The sequence below is a fragment of the Streptomyces sp. NPDC088766 genome (assembly GCF_044750845.1).
GTDB lineage: Bacteria > Actinomycetota > Actinomycetes > Streptomycetales > Streptomycetaceae > Streptomyces.
On record NZ_JBIVKQ010000031.1, the window covers coordinates 40093 to 60714 of the forward strand.

Annotated in this window: 21 protein-coding genes and 1 pseudogene; 11 read left to right on the forward strand and 11 right to left on the reverse strand. The window is 73.0% G+C overall.

Going from position 1 to position 20622, the window contains the following annotated elements; genetic code table 11:
- Positions 1-54: 54 nt before the first annotated feature.
- The 8 genes from ACIP5W_RS31625 to zapE form a co-directional block, all read right to left on the reverse strand.
- Positions 55-243, reverse strand: coding sequence for a hypothetical protein (locus ACIP5W_RS31625; RefSeq protein ID WP_401480805.1), 189 nt, complete (start codon positions 241-243; stop codon positions 55-57).
- A gap of 29 nt (positions 244-272) precedes the next feature.
- Positions 273-1163 (reverse strand): polysaccharide deacetylase family protein, encoded by an 891-nt coding sequence (locus tag ACIP5W_RS31630; protein ID WP_401480807.1) that lies wholly within the window; start codon positions 1161-1163, stop codon positions 273-275.
- 97 nt (positions 1164-1260) lie between these two features.
- Positions 1261-2655, reverse strand: coding sequence for an alkaline phosphatase PhoX (locus tag ACIP5W_RS31635; protein WP_401480809.1), 1395 nt, complete (start codon positions 2653-2655; stop codon positions 1261-1263).
- A 90-nt stretch (positions 2656-2745) separates the two neighbouring features.
- Complete coding sequence (locus ACIP5W_RS31640; RefSeq protein WP_401480811.1) at positions 2746-3582, reverse strand: slipin family protein; 837 nt, start codon at positions 3580-3582, stop codon at positions 2746-2748.
- 605 nt (positions 3583-4187) lie between these two features.
- The gene (locus ACIP5W_RS31645; RefSeq protein WP_401480813.1) at positions 4188-5645 is read right to left on the reverse strand and encodes a SulP family inorganic anion transporter; all 1458 of its coding nucleotides are present in this window, start codon (positions 5643-5645) and stop codon (positions 4188-4190) included.
- A gap of 8 nt (positions 5646-5653) precedes the next feature.
- Positions 5654-6235: a carbonic anhydrase gene (locus tag ACIP5W_RS31650; protein WP_401480815.1), complete on the reverse strand. Its 582-nt coding sequence runs from the start codon at positions 6233-6235 to the stop codon at positions 5654-5656.
- A gap of 121 nt (positions 6236-6356) precedes the next feature.
- Positions 6357-6764 (reverse strand): hypothetical protein, encoded by a 408-nt coding sequence (locus ACIP5W_RS31655; RefSeq protein ID WP_401480817.1) that lies wholly within the window; start codon positions 6762-6764, stop codon positions 6357-6359.
- Positions 6765-6946: 182 nt separating this feature from the next.
- Positions 6947-8053: a cell division protein ZapE gene (gene zapE, locus ACIP5W_RS31660; protein ID WP_401480818.1), complete on the reverse strand. Its 1107-nt coding sequence runs from the start codon at positions 8051-8053 to the stop codon at positions 6947-6949.
- A gap of 37 nt (positions 8054-8090) precedes the next feature.
- On the opposite strand from zapE, the gene ACIP5W_RS31665 reads away from it, so the two are divergent.
- From ACIP5W_RS31665 to msrB, 4 genes are all read left to right on the forward strand, one after another.
- Complete coding sequence (locus tag ACIP5W_RS31665; protein ID WP_401480819.1) at positions 8091-8918, forward strand: pyrimidine reductase family protein; 828 nt, start codon at positions 8091-8093, stop codon at positions 8916-8918.
- A gap of 199 nt (positions 8919-9117) precedes the next feature.
- A complete protein-coding gene (locus tag ACIP5W_RS31670) occupies positions 9118-9591 on the forward strand; it encodes an indole-3-glycerol phosphate synthase (RefSeq protein ID WP_363090436.1) in 474 nt (157 codons plus the stop codon).
- Positions 9592-9973: 382 nt separating this feature from the next.
- Positions 9974-11362, forward strand: a complete 1389-nt coding sequence (murC, locus tag ACIP5W_RS31675) for a UDP-N-acetylmuramate--L-alanine ligase (RefSeq protein WP_401480821.1) — start codon at positions 9974-9976, stop codon at positions 11360-11362.
- Positions 11363-11376: 14 nt separating this feature from the next.
- The gene (gene msrB / locus ACIP5W_RS31680; RefSeq protein ID WP_401480823.1) at positions 11377-11784 is read left to right on the forward strand and encodes a peptide-methionine (R)-S-oxide reductase MsrB; all 408 of its coding nucleotides are present in this window, start codon (positions 11377-11379) and stop codon (positions 11782-11784) included.
- A gap of 108 nt (positions 11785-11892) precedes the next feature.
- Here msrB and ACIP5W_RS31685 read toward each other — a convergent pair.
- The 3 genes and pseudogenes from ACIP5W_RS31685 to ACIP5W_RS31695 form a co-directional block, all read right to left on the reverse strand.
- Positions 11893-12007, reverse strand: a pseudogene (locus tag ACIP5W_RS31685) (UPF0104 family protein); the annotation flags it as partial.
- Between the two features lie 367 nt (positions 12008-12374).
- A complete protein-coding gene (locus ACIP5W_RS31690) occupies positions 12375-13811 on the reverse strand; it encodes a sensor histidine kinase (protein ID WP_401480825.1) in 1437 nt (478 codons plus the stop codon).
- A complete protein-coding gene (locus ACIP5W_RS31695) occupies positions 13808-14497 on the reverse strand; it encodes a response regulator transcription factor (RefSeq protein WP_401480827.1) in 690 nt (229 codons plus the stop codon). The genes ACIP5W_RS31690 and ACIP5W_RS31695 overlap by 4 nt, the downstream gene beginning before the upstream one ends.
- A 153-nt stretch (positions 14498-14650) precedes the next feature.
- Here ACIP5W_RS31695 and ACIP5W_RS31700 point away from each other — a divergent pair, with 153 nt between their 5' ends.
- The 7 genes from ACIP5W_RS31700 (at position 14651) to ACIP5W_RS31730 (ending at position 20509) form a co-directional block, all read left to right on the forward strand.
- Positions 14651-15988 carry a ferric reductase-like transmembrane domain-containing protein gene (locus tag ACIP5W_RS31700; protein ID WP_401480829.1) on the forward strand — a complete coding sequence of 446 codons (1338 nt, stop codon included), beginning with the start codon at positions 14651-14653 and terminating at the stop codon, positions 15986-15988.
- Between the two features lie 10 nt (positions 15989-15998).
- On the forward strand, positions 15999-16406 hold the full coding sequence (locus tag ACIP5W_RS31705; protein WP_401480831.1) for an FMN-binding protein: 408 nt from the start codon (positions 15999-16001) through the stop codon (positions 16404-16406).
- A gap of 22 nt (positions 16407-16428) precedes the next feature.
- Positions 16429-17184 (forward strand): FAD:protein FMN transferase, encoded by a 756-nt coding sequence (locus tag ACIP5W_RS31710; RefSeq protein WP_401480886.1) that lies wholly within the window; start codon positions 16429-16431, stop codon positions 17182-17184.
- Positions 17185-17465: 281 nt separating this feature from the next.
- On the forward strand, positions 17466-17864 hold the full coding sequence (locus ACIP5W_RS31715) for a hypothetical protein (RefSeq protein ID WP_401480833.1): 399 nt from the start codon (positions 17466-17468) through the stop codon (positions 17862-17864).
- A gap of 133 nt (positions 17865-17997) precedes the next feature.
- Positions 17998-19128 carry an ABC transporter ATP-binding protein gene (locus ACIP5W_RS31720; protein WP_401480835.1) on the forward strand — a complete coding sequence of 377 codons (1131 nt, stop codon included), beginning with the start codon at positions 17998-18000 and terminating at the stop codon, positions 19126-19128.
- A complete protein-coding gene (locus ACIP5W_RS31725; RefSeq protein ID WP_401480837.1) occupies positions 19125-19844 on the forward strand; it encodes an ABC transporter permease in 720 nt (239 codons plus the stop codon). The genes ACIP5W_RS31720 and ACIP5W_RS31725 overlap by 4 nt, the downstream gene beginning before the upstream one ends.
- Positions 19841-20509: an ABC transporter permease gene (locus ACIP5W_RS31730; protein ID WP_401480839.1), complete on the forward strand. Its 669-nt coding sequence runs from the start codon at positions 19841-19843 to the stop codon at positions 20507-20509. The genes ACIP5W_RS31725 and ACIP5W_RS31730 overlap by 4 nt, the downstream gene beginning before the upstream one ends.
- Positions 20510-20622: the final 113 nt, after the last annotated feature.

Consider the following 20622-nt stretch of genomic DNA (forward strand, 5'->3'; position numbering starts at 1 on the left):
CGGTGTGCCCCCCGGCCTCCGGCCCCCGGCCCCCGGCCGTCGCACGGCCGGGGCTCAGCCCGAGCAGGCCGTCCGCTGAGCCTCCTGCCACTCGCACACGGGGCACAGCGTGATCCCCCGGTACGACTGCGGGTACTCCGTCGGCTTCCGGCACAGCACGCACTCCGCGTACGGCGGCCCCCCGGCCCCGGGCGGCCTGGTCGCGTCGATCAGGCAGTGGGTGTCGTCGCTGTCGTCGCTCATGACCCCAGCGTACGAGAGCGGCACGGGTCTCAGCGGCGGCCGCCCGCGGCGCCGATCAGCTCGGACACCTTCACGAACCGGTAGCCCCGGCGGAGCAGCTCGGGCACGATCGCGCGCACCGCCCGCTCGGTGACCGGGGCGGCGCTGCGCGTGCAGTGCATGACCACCACCGACCCCGGCCGCACGCCCTCCAGGACCTGCCGGGCCACCGCGTCCGCGTCGGTGGCGAAGGCGTCGCCGCTCACCACGTCCCACTGCACCGCCGTCACTCCGGTGCCGCTCACCGCGCGCAGCGCCTGCCCGTCGTAACAGCCGCCCGGGAAGCGGAAGTACGGCATCGCGTCCGGAACCCCGGCTTCGCGGAATGCCGCGTACGCCCGCTCCACGTCCGCCCGCATCTCCTTGCGCTCCACGGTCGGCAGGCCGTAGCAGTCGTCGGTGAAGGCGTAGTGGCTGTAGGAGTGGTTGGCGACCTCGAAGAGCGGGTCCCGGCCGATGGCGCGGGCCTGGGCCGGATACTCCTCGGCCCACCGGCCGGTCATGAACACGGTCGCCGGCACCTTCAACGCCCTGAGGGCCGCGATCAGCTGGGGGTTGTCGAAGTGCTCACCGGCCGCCGCCCGGGCCCCCTGGCCGGCGGTCATGTCGGCGTCGAAGGTGAGAGCGACGGCCTTGTCGCGGGTGCGGGGTGCGTGCGCGAAGACGGGAACCTGGCCGGCCGGGCCCGGCGCGAGGGTGGGCGGCCGGGACGCGGCGGACGACGGGCGGTCGGCGGAGGGCCGGTCGGCCGAGGGCCGGGCGGGGGCCGGGCGGGGATCGCGGGGGTCGCGGGGTGCCTCGGCGGTGCCGCAGGCGGCGAGCACGGCACCGAGGACACCGAGGGCACAGACGGCGGCGAGACGACGTACGGGAGGGATCACCGTATGAAGCTATGAGCGGTGAAGGCCTGATCGTATGTAAATATGCGCGCGCCTCGTGCCGTGTCACCCGCCCGGATCACCGGACCCGGTCACCGGCCTACCGGCGCCAGGGGCCCGTCACCGCGAACGTCGTCCCCGGCGTGTAGCAGTTGACGTACATCGTCCGGCCGTCGGGCGAGAAGGTGACGCCGGCGAACTCGCCCCACTCGGGCTCCTCCGGGGTGCCGCCCGCCGCGGTGGCGGCTGACGTGATCGCCTGGCGGTTGCGCGCCATCGCGTAGACCTCGCCGGCCCGTGTCACCCCGAAGACGTGCTGGGCGCCGTTGCCGTCCTCGCAGACCATCAGGCCGCCGCTGGGAGCGAGGCAGATGTTGTCGGGGGACTCGCCCGGCAGCCGTACGTCCGTGTCCGGGCCGAAGACGATCACCAGGGTCAGCCGGCGGCGGGCCGGGTCGTAGCGCCAGATCTGGCCGAAGTGGTCGGCCGCCGAGCCGTCGGTGCCGCGTGCGAACGACGACACGAAGTACACGCACCGCCCGCCCCAGTAGCAGCCCTCCAGCTTCTGCGCGTGCGTGATGCCCTTCGGGCCGAAGTCCTGGAGCCTGACCGGGGTCCCGGCGGCCAGCGGGTCGGGTACGTCGGCCCACTCGACGCCGTCGAAGACCGCGCCCGTCTCCTGGACCGACGACAGGTCCGGCACGCCCGGCACGCGCATCGCCTGGAGCCTGCCGCCCGCGCGCAGCGAGCCCACGCCGCCCAGCGGCTTCTCGGGCAGGAAGCGGTAGAACAGGCCGAAGGGCTTGAGGAAGGCGTCCTCCGTCTCGTAGACGATCCCCAGGTGCGGGTCGACGGCGATCGCCTCGTGCTGGAAACGGCCCATCGCGGTCAGCGGGACCGCCCCGGTGCGGCGCGGGTCGGACGGGTCGACCTCGAAGACGAAGCCGTGGTCCTTGGTGTAGCCGTTGGTGCCGGCCTTGTCCTCGGTCTCCTCGCAGGTCAGCCAGGTGTGCCACGGGGTGGGCCCGCCCGCGCAGTTGACGGCCGTACCGGCGATCGCGACCCGCTCGGCGAGCACCCGGTCGTCCCGGTCCAGCGTCAGGGCCGTGCAGCCGCCCTTGCCGGCCGGGTCGTAGGTCAGGCCGTCCACGGTGGGGACCGCGTACCGGGCGGTGGGGCGGTTCTCGTGGTTGCGGACCAGGTGGACGCGGCCGTGGCGGCCGGGGAGGGCCGTCATGCCGTCGTGGTTCGAGGGGACCGGGCCCTCTCCGGAGCGCAGCGGGTCGCCCTCGCGGGACAGGACCCGGTAGCGGAAACCTTCCGGCAGATCGAGCAGGCCGTGCGGGTCGGGCACGAGGGGGCCGTAGCCGCTGTGGCCGAGGTTCTGGGCGGCGGTGGCCGTGCCGGGGAAGAGTTCGGACAGTGCCCCGGAGAAGGCGATGCCCGCTCCCAGGGCACCCGTGCGGGCGAGGATCTGACGACGGGTCGCGGACATGGGGTGACCTTCCTGCTGGCGGACAGGGACGGTGACCCCGCCGTGTCTATCACCCGGCGCGCGCCTCGGGAACCACGCACGTGGCTCGTGTCACCGCTCCACCGGTGGGGGCGACGGCGAGGGCTCGGGTCGTGGCGGCGGCTGGGGCTGGGGCTGTTGCTGCGGCTGTTGCTGGGCGCGCTCCAGGAAGCGCAGCAGTTCCACCGGGAACGGCAGCACGAGCGTGGAGTTCTTCTCGGCGGCCACCGCCACCACCGTCTGCAGGAGGCGGAGCTGGAGCGCCGAAGGGGTGCCCTCCATCTGCTGGGCCGCCTCGGCGAGCTTCTTCGACGCCTGGAGTTCCGCGTCCGCGTTGATGATCCGGGCCCGCCGCTCACGGTCGGCCTCCGCCTGACGGGCCATCGAGCGCTTCATGGTGTCGGGCAGCGACACGTCCTTGATCTCGACCCGGTCGATCTGCACCCCCCAGCCCACCGCCGGGCTGTCGATCATCAGTTCCAGGCCCTGGTTGAGCTTCTCCCGGTTGGAGAGCAGGTCGTCCAGTTCGCTCTTGCCGATGATCGACCGCAGCGAGGTCTGCGCCATCTGCGAGACGGCGAAGCGGTAGTCCTCGACGTTGACGATCGCCGCCGCCGGGTCCACGACCTTGAAGTAGACGACCGCGTCGACCCGCACGGTCACGTTGTCCCGCGTGATGCCCTCCTGCGCGGGCACGGGCATCGTCACGATCTGGAGATTGACCTTGCGCAGCCGGTCGACGAAGGGCACCACCATGGTGAAGCCGGGCCTGCGCACCTCGCCCGCGACCTGGCCGAGCCGGAAGACGACCCCGCGCTCGTACTGCTTCACCACCCTGGCGCCCGCCACCATGTACGCGAACCCCGCGGCGCCGACCGCCACGGCCGCCGTCAGCAGTTCCTCGACCATCACGACCTCCTCAGGCAGAGGTCCGAAACGCCTGTCCTGCAAAGATATGCCCGCCGCCGGGTCCGGGGCCACGTGCCGGGTCCCGGAACCGACGGCGGGCAGGGCGCGAGCCCCAGGGCCTCCCGTCCGGATCATGCCGGGCTGGTGCTGTGACCGGAAAGCTTCACCGGCTCGCGACGTCCGGCACGGCTCCCCCACGCTCGGCTTCGCTCGCGCGGGAGGGGCCCCCACCGCCGCGTTGTCGCATCACCCGAGTACATCCGGTACGCGGGCAATGCTCCGCCTTGCGATGCACCGCACCGGGCGCCGCGAGCTTTCCGGCAAACCTTTCCGGCCACAGCACCAGGGCGTGTTTCGAAAGTGGCGTCGTCTGCCCGAAGGGCAGGCCCGGCGGCGTCCGGTGCGTGCGATCGCAAGGCGGAGGGTCGCCCCGATACTGGTTGTATCGGGGTGATCCCGACAACGCGGCTGGGGGTGCCCCCTCCGGGGGAGTGCGTGCCGGACGTCGCCAGGCTGGGGGCACCCCCTCTGGGGGAGGGACTTTCGAAACACGCCCTAGCGGGGTCCGGCCTGATCCGGACGAAAGACCCCGGGTGAGCCCGGTCCTACGCGGCCATGGTGACCCGCACCGGTTCGGTGCCGGCGTCGCTGTGCCGGGCCGCCCAGTTCTCCAGCGCCGTACGGCAGGCGTGGTCGAGGTGGTGCAGGCCGGAGAGGTCCAGTTCGACCGGACGGTCCTGCGGCAGGGCCTCCAGGCTGTCCAGGATCTTCGGCAGCCGCAGGAAGGTCGCGTTGCCCGACAGGTAGGCCTGGACGGGTCCGGCGCCCTTGTCGACGACCTCCATCCTGATGTGCGAGGCCTCCCAGGCCGTCTTGACGACCGCCAGCGCGAGACCGATCAGGACGCCCTCGAACATGCTGACCGCGACGATCGACACGGCCGTGACGACCAGGATCAGCGCCTCGCCCCGGTGATCGCGCCACAGCGACACGATCGACCGGACGGGGATGAGCTTGGCCCCCGCGTGCACCAGGATGCCCGCGAGCGCCGGGATGGGTATGTAGGCCAGCACGTTCGGCAGGAGCGCCGCGAACAGCAGCAGCCAGACGCCGTGCAGCACCCGGGACGCCTTGGTGCGGGCGCCCGCCTGCACGTTGGCCGCGCTGCGCACGATCACCGCGGTCATCGGCAGGGCGCCGAGCACACCGCAGACGGTGTTGCCCGCGCCCTGCGCGATGAGTTCCCTGTCGTACTCGGTGCGCGGCCCGTCGTGCAGCCGGTCCACCGCCGCCGCGCTGAACAGCGACTCGGCGGACGCGATCAGGGTGAACGCCACGATCGTGCCGAGCAGACCGACGCCGGCGGCCCCGCCGAAGGTGTCCAGGGACGGCGGCTGGATCGAGCCGAGCAGGCCCCGCACCTCGACGGTGGCCACCGGCAGGTCCAGCACCAGTGCGGCGAGTGTGGCGAGACCGACCGCGGCGAGCTGGCCGGGCACCGTGCGGGCCCTCGCCGGCAACCGCTTCCACACCACGAGGACGGCGACGGTGCCGGCGCCCAGGGCGAGCGAGGCGAGCGCGGCGGTGCTGCCGAAGGCGTCCACGACAGCCGCCGGCAGCCCGGCGATCTTCTCCAGGCCGGAGGCGGGGGCCTTGGTGCCGACCAGCGAGTACAGCTGGCCGGCGATCAGCACCAGGCCGATCCCGGCCAGCATGCCCTCGACGACGGAGACCGAGATGGCCCGGAACCAGCGCCCCAGTTTCAGGGCGCCCATCGCGATCTGGAGCACGCCGGTGGCGAGCACGATCACACCGAGCGCGGGCAGCCCGAACTCCTGGACCGCCTCGAAGACCAGCACGGTCAGACCGGCGGCCGGTCCGGACACCTGGAGGCTGCTGCCGCGCATCAGGCCGGTGACGATGCCGCCGACTATGCCGGTCACGAGCCCCAGCTCGGCCGGCGCACCGGAGGCCACGGCCACGCCGACGCACAGCGGCAGCGCGACCAGGAAGACGACGAGGGAGGCGGTGAAGTCCTGCTTGAGGTGGGGGAACCTGGTCATCGGGGTCCTCACAGGGCCTCGAAGGAGTCGGTGTCGACGCGGTGTTCGCGCACGGCACCGGTGTGCACCTCGTAGTACCAGCCGCGCACCCGCAGCCGGCCGTCCGCGAGCCGCTTCTCCACGCACGGGTAGGAGCGCAGCCGCAGCAGTTGTGCGAGGACGTGGTGCTGGACGGCCTGCGCGACGGCCGGGTCGCCGGCGTCGGCGGCCGTGGGTTCGTCGGCCGCGTGCGCGAGCCAGGCCCGTACGGCCGGGACGGAGTCGAGGTCGTCGCCGCGCACGAGCGCGCCGACGGCACCGCAGTGCGAGTGACCGCAGACGACGACGTCCTGGACGCCGAGCACCTCCACCGCGTACTCGATGGTGGCGGCCTCGCCGGTCGGGGGGTTCGAGACGTAGGGGGGAACGATGTTGCCGGCGGTGCGCAGCTCGAACAGCTGGCCGGGGCGGGCGCCCGTGATCAGTGCGGGGACGACCCGCGAGTCGGAGCAGGTGATGAACAGGACGTCGGGGGACTGGCCCTCTGCGAGCTTGGCGAACTCCTCAGGGCGCTGTCCGAACGTACGGGCGTTGTCGATGAGGGGCTGCATGACGTGGTGATTCCTCCTGGCGCGCGGTGGGGTGCGCGTCGGACGTGCAGGACAGGTGGGGGAACTGCTGTTCTGCTCCGCTTCGGCGGCGGAAGGCCGCTTCGGCAGCGGAAGGCCGCTCTCAGCAGCGGAAGACCTGGAGGGCCGCCGGGGAGTGGGCCACCGAGGATCTCGACCAGTGCCGGTGGAGGCCGGCCGGGCCGGTGCCGCGGTGTCCGCCCGCCGGGTCCTGGACCGACCGGGGGCGCTCGGGTTGCTGCGGCGCCGGATCGGCGGTGACGGTGGCGCGGTGCCGGTCGCGCGGGCGCAGGGGGTCGAAGGGTTTGCCGGACCGGCCGCAGGGGCGGGAGGGGGAGATCTCGTCGCGCGCGGGCGTGGCGGAGAGCTTGATTCCGGGCTGAGCCTTGGCCTCGACATGACGGGCCGTGTGCGTGTGTGCGAAGGAAGAGGTAAGTGTGAAGAACGGTAATGCCAGCAGGGTGGCGGCGAGGAGCGAAACCACGGTCCTGGCCGTCGTACCTCGGAACATGCGCCCCCTCCCGGCCGTTTCACGCCTCTACTCCGAACCAATGGTTGGTCAACCACTGGTCAAGAAACACGTTAACCCTGCAAAGTTGTTTGCAGGGTTAACTCCGCGTTTCGAGACGAACTGCGCCTCAAAAACGAGGGTGGAGTGGCGCGAACCGGCCCCCGGCCGGGGTGGGCGGACGCTCAGGCGGGCTCGACGAGCCGCTTGGCGTCGCGGGCCAGCGCGGTGAGGCGGGAGATCGCCCGGAAGTACTTCTTGCGGTAACCGCCGTTCAGCATCTCGTCGTTGAACAGGCGGTCGAACGGGAGTCCGGAGGCCAGCACCGGCACCTCGCGGTCGTACAGCCGGTCGGCGAGGACGACCAGGCGCAGCGCCGTGGACTGGTCGGGGACCGGCCGGACGTCGGTGAGGCAGACCGCTTTCAGGCCATCGGTCAGCGCGCCGTAGCGGCTGGGGTGAACCCGTGCGAGGTGGTCGAGCAGGCGCGGGAAGTCGTCGAGCGAGGACCCGGCGGTGGCGTACGCCGCCTTCGTCACCTGTTCCTCGGAGTGCGGCGCCGGGGCCTCGGGCAGGCCGCGGTGGCGGTAGTCCTCGCCGTCGATGCGCAGGGCGCGGAAGTGCGCGGACAGTCCCTGGATCTCCCGGAGGAAGTCGGCCGCCGCGAACCGGCCCTCGCCGAGCTTGCCCGGCAGGGTGTTGGAGGTGGCCGCGAGGGCGACGCCCGCCTCGACCAGCTTGCCCAGCAGCGTCGAGACCAGGACGGTGTCGCCCGGGTCGTCCAGTTCGAACTCGTCGATGCACAGCAGCCGGTGACCGGAGAGGGTCCGCACCGTCTGCTGGAAGCCGAGGGCGCCCACCAGGTTCGTCAGTTCGACGAAGGTGCCGAACGCCTTGAGCGCGGGCTCGGCCGGGGTGGCGTGCCACAGGGACGCCAGCAGGTGCGTCTTGCCGACGCCGTACCCGCCGTCCAGGTAGACGCCGCGCGGGCCGGCCGGGGCCTTCGGTGCCTTCGCCCGGCCCAGGCCGAGGAACCCCCGTCTGGCGGAACCGACGGCGTGCGCCCCGCCGAGACCCGCGGCGAAGTCCTCCAGGACCTCCACCGCCCGCGTCTGGCTGGGCTGGTTCGGGTCGGGGAGGTAGGTGCTGAAGCGCACCGAGTCGAACCGGGGCGGCGGCACCATCTCCGCGACCAGCCGGTCCGCGGGGACACGCGGCTCGCGGGCGCAGAGGGACACGGGGGCCGCGTCGGCTATCGGGTCGAGGCCGGGGGCGGAATGGGAGGACGACACGGTTCCCCATGGTAAGCGCCGTGCCAGACTGCCTGGCATGCGACGGCTGTTCCCTGTGACCGACCAGACAGTGGCCGACACTCCGGGCGAGGGGGGTGCGGCACCGGAGGCCCGTGAGTGGAGCCTCGACGAGCTCGCCGACGCCTACGCCTACCCGGAGCCCGGCCCCGGCGGGCCCGTGCCCTGGCTGCGCGCCAACATGGTCTCCACGCTCGACGGTGCCGCCCAGCACGACGGGCGCTCCCAGCCCATCTCCCACGCGACCGACATGCGCGTCTTCGGCACCCTGCGGGCGCTCGCCGACGTGGTGGTCGTCGGTGCCGAAACGGTACGCCGGGAGCAGTACCGCCCGGCCCGCGCGCGTGCGGAGTTCGCGGCGCGCCGGGAGGCGGCCGGGCAGGGCGCCGCCCCGGCGATCGCGATCGTCAGCGCCGGCCTGGACCTGGACTTCTCGCTGCCCCTCTTCACCTCCCCGCTGGTCCCGACCCTGGTCCTGACCGGCGCGGCGGCGGCCCCCGACCGGGTCGCGGCGGCCGAGAGGGCCGGCGCCCGGGTGGTGACCGCCGGGGACGGGGCGGGAGTCGACCCCGCGCGGGCCGTCCGGGCCCTCGCCGCCCTCGGGCACACCCGGCTGCTCACCGAGGGCGGTCCCCGGCTGCTCGGGCAGCTGGTGGCCGCCGGGGTGCTCGACGAGCTGTGCCTGACCCTCTCCCCGATGCTCACCGCGGGCGGCGCGCAGCGCATCGCGGGCGGACCGGAGGTCGCCGTTCCGCAACGGTTCGCCCTGGTGTCTCTCCTGGAGGAGGACGGGTTCCTGTTCAGCCGGTACGGGCGGGTCCGACGTGCCGGACGGAAGGGGGCGTGACGGGGCGCCGCCGGGGAAGGCGGGGGCGACACCCCGGAAGCCGAATTCGGCGGAACCTTCCGTTCCGGTTGGCTTCGGGTGGGCAGACTAGAACACGCAGACCCCGTGGAAACACGGGGAAGGATGGTTTCCGCACGGGCCTGGACGGCCCGCGGAGGACTGAGGGCCACGGGGGTCCTCGAAGGAGAATGAGGCGCTGGTGTTCACAAGCGTTTTGATGATCGAGAAGGCCCTGACGTCCGCCGACGTGGAGTTCGTCACCACTTTGCACGGTGACGAGCCGGTCTCGTTCCACGTACTGCTCCAGCCGCGCGGCGATCAGGCGGACCGCTTGCTGCGGGCCATCGACGACGTCGCGCTCGGCGAGCTGGACGAGGCGGCGAAGGAGGGCGAGACGCCCGAGGGCGACGAGGCCAAGGGGTTCGGGGTCCGGGCCCTGGACGTGTCCCTGCAGGCCCTGCACGCCGCCGGCAACGAGGCGGTGGGGCGGCTGGTGGAGGACCACCCGCTGGACGCGCTGAAGACGCTCGTCGAGGAGACCGGGGCGGACGAGGTGATCGTCCTGACCGATCCGCACTACGTGGAGGAGTTCTTCCACCGCGACTGGGCGTCCAGAGCCCGGCACAAGGTGGGGGTGCCGGTACTGAAGCTGTTCTCGCACAGCAAGGCGTGACCGTGGTGTGACTGCCGTCGGCCTTGCGGGGGCGATGTGACCGGTGTCGGCCGGTTGGACCGTGCGCCGTGCGCCGTGCGCCGCGGGGTGCGGGGTGCGGGGTGCGCGGTGAGGTGCGGGTGAGCGGGCGGCTCGCGGTCGTTCGTGGCCGGTCGCGCAGTTCCCCGCGCCCCTGAGGTGGGTGGGGTGGCCCTTGGCCGGGTACCGGGGCGGTCTGCCGCGGGCCGTGGCCGGTCCCGCCCGGTTCCCCGGGCCCCTGGGGTGGGTGTGGCGGGCCTCGGCCGCGGGGCGGGCGACGTTCGCCGCGCCCCTGGTCGGCCGTGGCCGGTTCGCGGAATAGGGTGGGGGCGTCACCGTCGTACCGCATCTGGGAGAGACACGCATGGCACCCGGCCTTCCTTCCGCCATGGACCGACCGCACTTCATCGGCATCGGCGGGGCCGGGATGTCCGGGATCGCCAAGATCCTGGCCCAGCGCGGGGCCGAGGTGGCCGGCAGCGACGCCAAGGAGTCCGCGACCGCCGAGGCACTGCGGGCGCTCGGGGCGACCGTGCACATCGGGCACGCCGCGGAGCACCTCGCCGACGACGCCGGCTGCGTCGTCGTGTCGTCGGCGATCCGCGCGGACAACCCCGAGCTGGCCCGCGCCGCCGAGCTGGGCATTCCGGTGGTCCACCGCTCGGACGCCCTCGCCCGGCTGATGGACGGCCTGCGGCCGATCGCGGTCGCCGGCACGCACGGCAAGACCACCACCACCTCCATGCTCGCGGTCTCGCTGTCCGAGCTGGGCCTGAACCCCTCGTACGCCATCGGCGGCGACCTGGACGCGCCCGGCTCCAACGCGCTGCACGGCGACGGCGAGATCTTCGTCGCCGAGGCCGACGAGTCCGACCGCAGCTTCCACAAGTACGCCCCCGAGGTTGCGATCGTCCTCAACGTGGAGCTGGACCACCACGCCAACTACGCGTCGATGGAAGAGATCTACGAGTCCTTCGAGACGTTCGTCGGGAAGATCGTGCCCGGCGGCACGCTGGTGATCTCCGCCGACCACGAGGGCGCGCGGGAGCTGACCCGGCGGGTCGAGGGCGTGCGGGTGGTGACGTACGGGGAGGCCGAGGACGCCGACGTGCGCGTGCTGTCGGTGGTGGCCCAGGGGCTGAAGAGCGAGGTCACCGTCCTGCTCGACGGACAGGAGCTGACCTTCGCGGTCTCCGTGCCCGGCCGCCACTACGCGCACAACGCCGTCGCCGCGCTGGTCGCCGGAGTCTCGCTCGGGGTCCCGGCCGCCGAGCTGGCACCCGCCCTGGCCGCCTACACCGGCGTCAAGCGCCGCCTCCAGCTCAAGGGCGAGGCGGCCGGAGTGCAGGTCATCGACTCCTACGCGCACCACCCGACGGAGATGACGGCCGACCTGGAGGCGATGCGCGCCGCCGCGGGCGACGCCCGCATCCTCGTCGTCTTCCAGCCGCACCTGTTCTCCCGCACCCAGGAGCTGGGCAAGGAGATGGGACAGTCGCTGGCCCTCGCGGACGCCTCCGTCGTCCTGGACATCTACCCCGCCCGCGAGGACCCGATCCCCGGCGTGACCAGCGAGCTGATCATCGACGCCGGCCGGGCCGCGGGCGCCGCCGTCACCCCGGTGCACGACAAGGACGAGGTGCCGTCCGTGATCGCGGGAATGGCCGGGCCCGGTGATCTCGTTCTCACCATGGGCGCGGGCGACGTGACGGACCTGGGCCCGCGCATCCTGGACCGTCTCGCACAGAAGTAGAGGGGTTGGCCTTCATGTCGTACGACGTCGAAAAGCCCGACGAGCAGTGGCGGGCGGAACTGACCCCGGCCGAGTACGCCGTGCTGCGCCGGGCCGGTACGGAGCCCGCGTTCACCGGTGAGTACACCGACACCAAGACGACCGGCGTCTACTCCTGTCGGGCCTGCGGCGCAGAACTCTTCACCTCCGACACCAAGTTCGAGTCCCACTGCGGCTGGCCGTCCTTCTTCGACCCGAAGGACACCGACGCGGTGGAGCTGATCGAGGACCGCTCGCACGGCATGGTGCGGACCGAGGTGCGCTGCGCGCGCTGCGGCTCGCACCTCGGCCACGTCTTCGAGGGGGAGGGCTATGCCACCCCCACCGACCAGCGGTACTGCATCAACAGCATCTCGCTGCGGCTGACGCCCACCGAGGGCTGACGCCCACCGAGGGCTGACGCCCACCGAGGGCTGACGCCCACCGAGGGCTGACGCCCACCGAGGGCTGACACCCACCCGCGCCCGCCGGCGCCCCGCGCCCACCGCCCCTCACAGCACCTTCCGCTGCACGAGCGCCGACAGACACGAGCATGCCTGGCAGCAGGGGGAGCCAGACCGTCAGGACGCGGTAGCCGATGACGGTGGTCGTGGCCAGGGCGAGGGGGTGCCGTAGCCGGCCAGGGTGAGGACATCAGGGACACGGAGCACGGCGTCCTTCCGCGTCACGTCCGCGCGCGGCGGGGTGACGGATCGGGGCGGGCGCGTCCGGCCGGTTCCTGCCGCCCGCGCATCCACCGGCCACGGCCGCGGTCGGTGAGCGGGCGGACGGCGGGCGGTGGGAACTCGGCGGGCGGGCCCCGCAGGGGGAGGGGACGGGGAGAAACGTTCCCCTCCGGTGTGACGGTGCGGTGTCCGCGAGCCGACGGTGCGCGGGCGGAGGGGCGGCCGCGGTGCTGTGGGACGTCTGCCCGCCGCGCCGACCGCTCGTCCACGGGGCGGCCGCCGGGGCTCGGCCCGCGCGGCCCCGTACCTCACCGGACCGGTCGCAGGGGCAGCGTGAGGGTGAAGACCGTGCGCGCCGGGTCGTCGTCCAGGTCGAGGCTCCCTCCGTGGGCCTCGGCCAGGGAGCGGGCCACCGCCAGGCCGAGGCCACTGCCGCCGCGGTCGCGGCTGCGGGCCTTGTCGACGCGGTAGAAGCGGTCGAAGACGCGGTCGCGGTCGCCGGGCGGGATGCCGGGACCCTCGTCGACGACGCGCACCCGCACCGTGCGCGGGGCCGGTGACACCTCCACCGAGACCGGGGTGCCGGGCGGGGTGTGCACGGCCGCGTTGGTGAGGAGGTTGTCCAGGACCTGCCGGACGCGCTGCGGGTCCAGCCGCAGGGGTACCGACGCCGGGCCCGGCGCCACCGTCAGCGGACGGTCCGGGTGACTCGCGCGGAACGCGTCGGCCGCCTGCTCGACCAGCTCCACCAGGTCCGCGTCCTCCGTCCGCAGCGGGGTCTCCACCTCCGCCGCGTCCAGCCGCGCCAGCAGCAGGAGGTCGTCGAGGAGCACGCCCATGCGGGCCGCCTCGGCGCGCAGCCGGGCCAGGTGCCTGTCCCGTTCCCCGGGCTCGTTGGCGGCCGCGTACTGGAAGAGGTCCGCGTAGCCGCGCACGGACATCAGCGGGGTGCGCAGTTCGTGCGAGGCGTCCGCGACGAAACGGCGCAGCCGCTGCTCGGCCCCGGCACGCACCGTGAGGGAGTCGTCGATGTGCTCCAGCATCGTGTTGAACGCGGTGCGCAGCTCCTCCACCTCCGGCCCGCCACCGGGGGCGTCGGCCCGCAGGTGCAGCCGGGACGCCGACTCGGTGAGGTCGTGCGAGGCGATGCCGTGCGCGGTGTGCGCCATGTCGCTCAGCGGCTTCAGGCCGCGCCGCAGCAGTGCCCGCCCGGCCGCCACCAGCCCCAGCAGCGCCAGGCCGAAGGCGACGACCTGCACGGTGACGAGCCGCTCGATCGTGTCGTCGATGTCCTTCATCGGCGCCGCGCTGACCAGCACCACACCGGGACGGACCTCGCAGGCCCGCAGCCGGTACACGCCCTCGCCGTCGAGCCGCACGGTGCGCAGCAGCTCGGAGTCCGAGCGCGCCATCGCCTCGGCGAACCGGGTGAGGGGGCGGATGTCGTGCGGGATGTCGGCGGGCTGCCGCAGCACGGCCGAGCCGCCCGACACGTCGTACACCGCGGAGAACCAGCCCCAGTACGGTTTCTGCGTCACCGTGCCGTGCGCCGCGGCGTCCTTGGACTGCACGGTCTGGACGACCTTCATCTGGTAGCCCAGCTGGTGCTCCAGGTAGTCCCGCATGTACGCCGTCAGCGCCGTGCCGACCACCGCGAACACCACCAGCGACAGTGCGCCCAGGCCGAGCGCGAGCCGGGTGCCGAGCCGCAGCCTGCGGTACGACTCCCGGGCCCGGCGGATCACTCGGCGGCCTGCCGGATGACGTACCCGAATCCGCGCACCGTCTGGATCAGCGGCTCGCCCGTCGCGTCGAGCTTGCGGCGCAGCCGGCTGACCACCAGTTCCACCACGTTGGAGCGGCCGCCGAAGCCGTACTCCCACACGTGGTCGAGGATCTGCGCCTTGGTGAGGACCGTGGGCGACTTGCGCATCAGGTAGCGCAGCACCTCGTACTCGGTCGGGGTGAGCGTCAGCGCGCTGTCGCCGCGTCGCACCTCACGGGTGTCCTCGTCCATCGACAGGTCCCCCACCCGCAGCACCGACCGCTGGAACGCCGGGCCCGCGCTGCGGCGCAGCACGGTCCGCAGCCGTGCCATCAGTTCCTCGACCGCGAACGGTTTGACCAGGTAGTCGTCACCGCCGCGGGTGAGCCCCGCGACCCGGTCGGCGACCCCGTCGCGGGCGGTCAGGAAGACCACCGGCACCATCGTCCCGGAGCGGCGCAGCCGGTCCAGGACGCCGAAGCCGTCGAGGTCGGGCAGCATCAGGTCGAGCACCACGATGTCCGGACGGAACTCCGCGGCGCGCCGCAGCGCCTCCTCGCCCGTGTTCGCGGTGACCGCGTCCCAGCCCTCGTAGCGGGCGACCGTCGCGACGAGATCGGCGATCGGCGGGTCGTCGTCCACCACCAGGAGTCGTACTTTTTCCACACGTTCATACTGCGCCACGCACTCCGCTGCACCGGACCCCGGAGGCCGACGGGCCGACATCGATATCCTCTTGAAAGTTGTACGACAGGGTATCGACAGCAACGGGCGGCAAAGCTCGGTGTCCTGAGGACCCGATCAAGGAGTTTCCCGTCCGTGACGACCGTCCAGTCGCCCCCCGTACCCCCCACGGCGATACGCCCCGCGGTCGTGGCCCGCACCGGTCTGTACGCCGTGCCGGCCGCGAACGCGGCCGTCGTGACCCTCTTCGCCGTCCAGGCCGGCTTCGCCTCCAACGCCCTGCTCGTGCTCGGCCGCTTCGTCGGCCTCTACGCCGCCCTGCTGATGGCGTTCCAGCTGCTGCTGGTCGCCCGGCTGCCCTGGCTGGACCGCCGCATCGGCATGGACCGGCTCACGAACTGGCACCGCTGGACCGGCTTCGGCCTGCTGTGGACCCTGCTCGGGCACGTCGTCCTCGTCACCTTCGGCTACGCCCGGTCCTCCACCATGGACCCCGTCAGCCAGCTCGTCGACCTCGCCGAGACCGTCGAGGGCGTGTTCCGCGCGGTCGTCGCGCTCGGCCTGATCCTCGTCGTCGGCGGCGTCTCCGCCCGCTGGGCCCGCCGCCGACTGGCGTACGAGACCTGGCACTTCATCCACCTCTACACCTACGTCGCCGTGGTGCTGGCCTTCACCCACCAGGTCGCCGCCGGGACGACGTTCACCACGTCGTCCGCCGCCACGGCGTACTGGTACACCCTGTGGAGCGTCGCCCTCGGCTCGGTGTTCACGGGCCGGCTCGCGCTGCCGCTGTACCGCAACCTGCGCCACCGGCTGCGCGTCGAGGCCGTCGTCCCCGAGTCCGACGACGTGGTCTCCGTGTACATCACCGGCCGCGACCTGGACCGGCTGCCGGCCCGCGCCGGCCAGTTCTTCCTGTGGCGGTTCCTCACCAGGGACCGCTGGTGGCAGGCCAACCCGTACTCCCTGTCCGCCGCGCCCGACGGCCGCGGCCTGCGCCTGACCGCCAAGGCCGCCGGCGAGGGCTCCGCGGCACTGCGGCACCTGCGGCCCGGCACCCGCGTCTTCGCCGAGGGCCCCTACGGCGCCTTCACCGCGATGCACCGCACCCGGCCCGACGCCGTGCTGATCGCCGGCGGCGTCGGCGTCACCCCCGTCCGCGCCCTGCTGGAGGAACTGCACGGCCACGCCGTCGTCATCCACCGCGTCGGCTCCGAGCGGGACGCCGTCCTCCACGACGAGCTGCGCGAACTCGCCCACCTCAAGGGCGCCGAGCTGCACCTGGTCACCGGGCCGCCCGTGCCCGACCGGCTGGCCCCCGGCGAACTGCTGCGCCTCGTGCCGGACATCGCCGGCCGGGACGTGTTCCTGTGCGGACCGCCCCCCATGATGAACGCGGTCCTGGGCAGCCTGCGCGCGCTGGGCGTGCCCCGGACGCAGATCCACTTCGAGCGCTTCAGCCTGGCGGGATGAGAGAGACATCGTGAAGCGAGCCATACCTGTCCTGGTCCTGTCCGCCGTCGGACTCGTCCCCGTCTGGCGCTACCAGCCGTCGACTGGGACCGCGTCCACGCAGGCCGCCGCGCCGGCGTCGACGCCCTCCGTCCCGTCCGCCACCTCGTCCTCCGGTGCCGTCGTCGTCAGGGGCACGACGGTGCGCACCGAGAAGGGTGACGTGCAGGTGGAGGTCACCTTCGAGGGGGGCGAGATCACCGCGGTGCGGATGGTGAGGCAGCCGGACCATCCGCAGACGACGGCGGCCGTGCCGACGCTGGTCTCGGAGACGCTGGAGGCGCAGAGCGCGGACATCGACACGGTGTCCGGTGCGACGCTCACCAGCGAGGGCTACAAGGAGTCCCTCCAGGCCGCGATCGACGCGAAGGGCGCCTGACGTGCAACGCGTCGAACACGTGATGGGGTTCCCGGTCTCCCTGCGCGTCGACGGCCCGGACGCGCAGGACGCCGTCGACGGCCCGGACGGCACCGGTGCGGTGGCCGAGGCCGCGGACGCCGTGTTCGCGTGGCTGCGCGAGGCCGACGAACGGTTCAGCCCGTTCCGGGCGGCGAGCGAGGTGTCCCGGTACGGCCGGGGCGAGCTGCCCGCCTCCCGGATCGGCGCGGACCTCATGGAGATCCTCGACCTGTGCGAGCGCTACCGGGTCGCCACCGGCGGCGCCTTCGACGCCCGGCTGCCGGGGCGGGGGTTCGATCCCTGCGCCGTCGTGAAGGGCTGGTCGGTGCAGCGGGCCGCGGACCGGCTGGCCGCCGCCGGGGCGGGGCGGTTCTGCCTCAACGCCGGGGGCGACGTCGTCGTCCGCGGCGGCCCGTGGCGGGTGGGCGTACGGCACCCGGAGATCGCCGACCGGCTGTGCACGGTGCTGGAGCTGACCGACGGGGCCGTCGCGACCTCCGCACGCTACGAACGCGGCGACCACATCGTCGACGGGCGCACCGGGCGGGCGGCGACCGGACTGCTGTCCGTCAGCGTCGTGGCGGCGACGCTGACGGAGGCGGACGCGGTGGCGACCGCCGCCTTCGCGATGGGCGCGGCGGGCGTCGAGTGGGCGGCGGGCCTGCCGGGGTGCGAGGTGTACGCCGTCGACGCGGGGCGAAGTGTCCTGCGCACGGCCGGGTTCCCGTCGGTGGGGGCGGGGGCGGGGGCGGCGTGAGTGTGGGGGTGGGGGCGGCGGTCGTCGCGGTCCGGGCACTGGGGTGGGGCGCGGCGGTGGCGGCGTGGGCGCTCCCGCGCCCCCGCCACCCCTTCCCGACCCGCCCCCGCCACCTCTTCCCGGCCCGGCCCCGCCCCCGGACCCCCGGGCCGGTGCGCCGGGGTCTCTCGTGCGGATCGGGCCGGGCGCGCGGGCCTGATCCGGTCCGATCCGCACGAAAGACCCCGGGCCGCCGGGAAAAGGCCTCGCTCCGGCGCCGTAGCGCATGGTCCACTGCCGGCATGAGTCTGACCAGTGAGATCTTCCTGCTGCGCGAGGACGGCGAACGCCACGTCCTGGGCATCGAGGAGGACGACAGACCCGACGGAGCGGATCTCGCCGGGCCCGAGTCGTGGCGTACGAAGGTGTGGGGTTCGCCGTCTATCCGCCGCATCGGCGCCCGGTTCCTGCCCGCCCTGGTCGACGTCGACGACGGCGACGTCGTCGCCCCCGGTCACATCCCCGCCTTCTTGAGCGAGATCGCGCTGGTCCGGGCCGAGTTGACCCGGCTCGCCACGGAGACCCGTCCGCCGGACCGGACGGTCGAACAGCACGCCCGGCACATCGAGAGCCGTTTGAACGGCATCGAGGCGAGCGCGCGGTACGCACGGCGGCTCGGCGCGGGCCTGCTGATCTGGTGAAGGACCGCGGGAAGCCCGCCCCGCCCGTCAAAACCCCCGCAACACAAGCCGTCTAGACTCTCTCCGCAACGGCTCGGAACGTGCGTGGTCGAGAGCGGGCAGACATGGCCAGACCCGAAGGGTGTTCGGCGCTTTGATACGGATAGATTCAGTCACCAAGCGGTATCCGGACGGAACGGTGGCGGTCGACCGCCTCTCCCTCGAGATACCGGACCGTGCCATCACCGTCCTGGTAGGCCCCTCGGGATGCGGCAAGACGACCACCCTGCGCATGATCAACCGGATGGTCGAGCCGAGCGAGGGCAGCATCCTCATCGACGGCGTCGACAGCCGCCGGCAGCCGGTCAACACCCTGCGCCGTTCGATGGGTTACGTCATCCAGAACGCCGGACTCTTCCAGCACCGCACGATCATCGACAACATCGCCACCGTGCCCCGGCTGCTCGGCTGGAGCAAGGACAAGTCCCGTGCCCGCGCCCGCGAGTTGATGGACCGCGTCGGTCTCGACGCCTCGCTCGCCAAGCGCTACCCCTACCAGCTCTCCGGCGGACAGCAGCAGCGCGTCGGCGTCGCCCGCGCCCTCGCCGCCGACCCGCCCGTCCTGCTGATGGACGAGCCGTTCTCCGCCGTCGACCCCGTCGTCCGCAAGGGACTCCAGGAAGAACTCCTGCGCATCCAGGACGAGTTGGGAAAGACCATCGTCTTCGTCACGCACGACATCGACGAGGCCGTCAAGATCGGCACCATGGTCGCCGTCCTGCGCACCGGTGGCCGACTCGCCCAGTTCGCACCGCCCGCCGAACTCCTGTCGAGCCCCGCCGACGCGTTCGTCGAGGACTTCCTCGGCGCCGACCGCGGCATCCGGCGCCTGTCGTTCTTCTCCTCCGCGGGGCTCGACCTGCTCACCGCGCCGATCGTCGCCGTCGACGCCTCCGCGCAGCAGATCGCCGCCCGCGCCGACGCCGGAGCGCCCTACCTCCTCGTCACCGACGTCGACGGCAGGCCCCTCGGCTGGAGCGAGCCCGACCGGCTCACCGCGGGCCACGTCGACGCGAGCCGACTGCTTTCCCACGGGCGGCCGTTCGTCGCCGGACAGGACTCACTGCGGGCCGCCCTCGACTGCGCCGTGCTCTCGCCCACCGGCTGGGCGGTCGCCGTGGACGGCGAGGGGCGGGCGGCCGGGGTCGTCTCCCAGCAGGTCATCGGCGAAGCGATCCGCGGCGCCCACGAGGACAGCGCCGGCCAGCCCAAGGCCCTGCGATGAACGGCTTCTTCGACATCCCCAGCGACCTCCAGCACAGCTGGTGGGGACTGATCGGACTGCACCTGCGCGAGGCACTGCTGCCCGTCCTGGCCGGCCTGCTGCTCGCCCTCCCGCTCGGCCAACTCTGCGTGCGGCTCCGTTGGTTGTACGCGCCGGTGCTGTGGGTGACCACCGTGCTGTACGCCATCCCGTCACTGGCCTTCTTCGTCGTGCTCATCGACTACACCGGCCAGACCGAGCTGACCGTGATGATCCCGCTGACCGTCTACAGCCTGGTCGTACTGGTCCCCGCCATCGTCGACGCGGTGCGCTCGGTCCCGCAGGAGACCCTCGCCGCGGCCACCGCCATGGGCTTCGGGCCGGTGCGCCGCTACCTCCAGGTCCAGTTGCCGATCGCCGTGCCCGCGATCATCGCCGGGCTGCGGGTGGCCACCGTGTCCAGCATCAGCCTCGTCAGCGTCGGCACCCTCATCGGCAACCAGGGCGCCCTCGGCAACCTCCTGCACGACGCCACCATCTACAACCGTCCCGAACTCGCCTGGAACGCCGTCATCACCATGGCCGTCCTGGCGATGCTCGCCGACGCCGCGCTGGTTGCCGTACGCATCCTGCTCACCCCGTGGATGCCGAGCGGCGCCGGACGCCGCACGACGCCCGGATCCGCCGGGACCCGGCCCGTGCCGGCCGAACCCGCCATCGAGGACGCAGCCCGGTGAACGTACTCCACTTCGTCAGCGCCTTCTTCAGCGACGACGCCCACTGGCAGGGCTACGACGGCATCCCCACCCGCCTGGGCGAGCACCTCGGATACACCCTGGAAGCGCTCGGCCTGGCCGCCCTGATCGGACTGCCGGTCGGCCTGCTCACCGGTCACTACGGCCGCGGCGGCAACGCCCTCTCCCTGATCGCCACCGCCGGACGGGCCCTGCCCACCTTCGGTCTGCTGGTGCTGATGACGATGCTGATCGGCTTCGGCATGCTGCCCGTGATGATCCCGCTGGTCGTCCTCGCCGTCCCGCCGGTGCTGGTCACCACCTACGAGGCGATGCGCTCCGTCGACCCGTCCCCGGTGGACGCCGCCCGGGGCATGGGCATGGCCGAGACCCGGATCCTGCTCCAGGTGGAACTCCCCGTGGCCCTCCCGCTGATCCTGGGCGGCCTGCGGTCGGCCGCCATCCAGATCGTCTCCACCGCCACCATCGCCGCCTACGTCAGCCTCGGCGGGCTCGGCCGCTACATCATCGACGGCCTCTACCAGCGCGACTACGAGAAGGTCGTCGGCGGCGCCACCCTCACCGCCGGCATGGCCCTGGCCACCCTGGCGGTGTTCTGGGCGGTCACCAAGGTCACGGTGTCACCGGGGGTGCGCAGAAGCGCGTAGCGGCCGGGGGCCGGGGGGGCCCCCCCCCGGGGCCCCCCCCCCCCCCGGCCCCCGGGCGCGGGGCCCCCCCGCCCCGGGCCGCGCCCGGGCCCCGCACACCCCCGCCCCCCACC

Coding starts and splice junctions, on each gene's coding strand:
- ACIP5W_RS31625 (WP_401480805.1), bottom strand. CDS start 243: ATGAGCGACGACAGCGACGACACCCACTGCCTGATCGACGCGACCAGG.
- ACIP5W_RS31635 (WP_401480809.1), bottom strand. CDS start 2,655: ATGTCCGCGACCCGTCGTCAGATCCTCGCCCGCACGGGTGCCCTGGGA.
- ACIP5W_RS31640 (WP_401480811.1), bottom strand. CDS start 3,582: ATGGTCGAGGAACTGCTGACGGCGGCCGTGGCGGTCGGCGCCGCGGGG.
- ACIP5W_RS31645 (WP_401480813.1), bottom strand. CDS start 5,645: ATGACCAGGTTCCCCCACCTCAAGCAGGACTTCACCGCCTCCCTCGTC.
- ACIP5W_RS31650 (WP_401480815.1), bottom strand. CDS start 6,235: ATGCAGCCCCTCATCGACAACGCCCGTACGTTCGGACAGCGCCCTGAG.
- ACIP5W_RS31655 (WP_401480817.1), bottom strand. CDS start 6,764: ATGTTCCGAGGTACGACGGCCAGGACCGTGGTTTCGCTCCTCGCCGCC.
- ACIP5W_RS31665 (WP_401480819.1), top strand. CDS start 8,091: ATGCGACGGCTGTTCCCTGTGACCGACCAGACAGTGGCCGACACTCCG.
- murC (WP_401480821.1), top strand. CDS start 9,974: ATGGCACCCGGCCTTCCTTCCGCCATGGACCGACCGCACTTCATCGGC.
- msrB (WP_401480823.1), top strand. CDS start 11,377: ATGTCGTACGACGTCGAAAAGCCCGACGAGCAGTGGCGGGCGGAACTG.
- ACIP5W_RS31710 (WP_401480886.1), top strand. CDS start 16,429: ATGGGGTTCCCGGTCTCCCTGCGCGTCGACGGCCCGGACGCGCAGGAC.
- ACIP5W_RS31715 (WP_401480833.1), top strand. CDS start 17,466: ATGAGTCTGACCAGTGAGATCTTCCTGCTGCGCGAGGACGGCGAACGC.
- ACIP5W_RS31725 (WP_401480837.1), top strand. CDS start 19,125: ATGAACGGCTTCTTCGACATCCCCAGCGACCTCCAGCACAGCTGGTGG.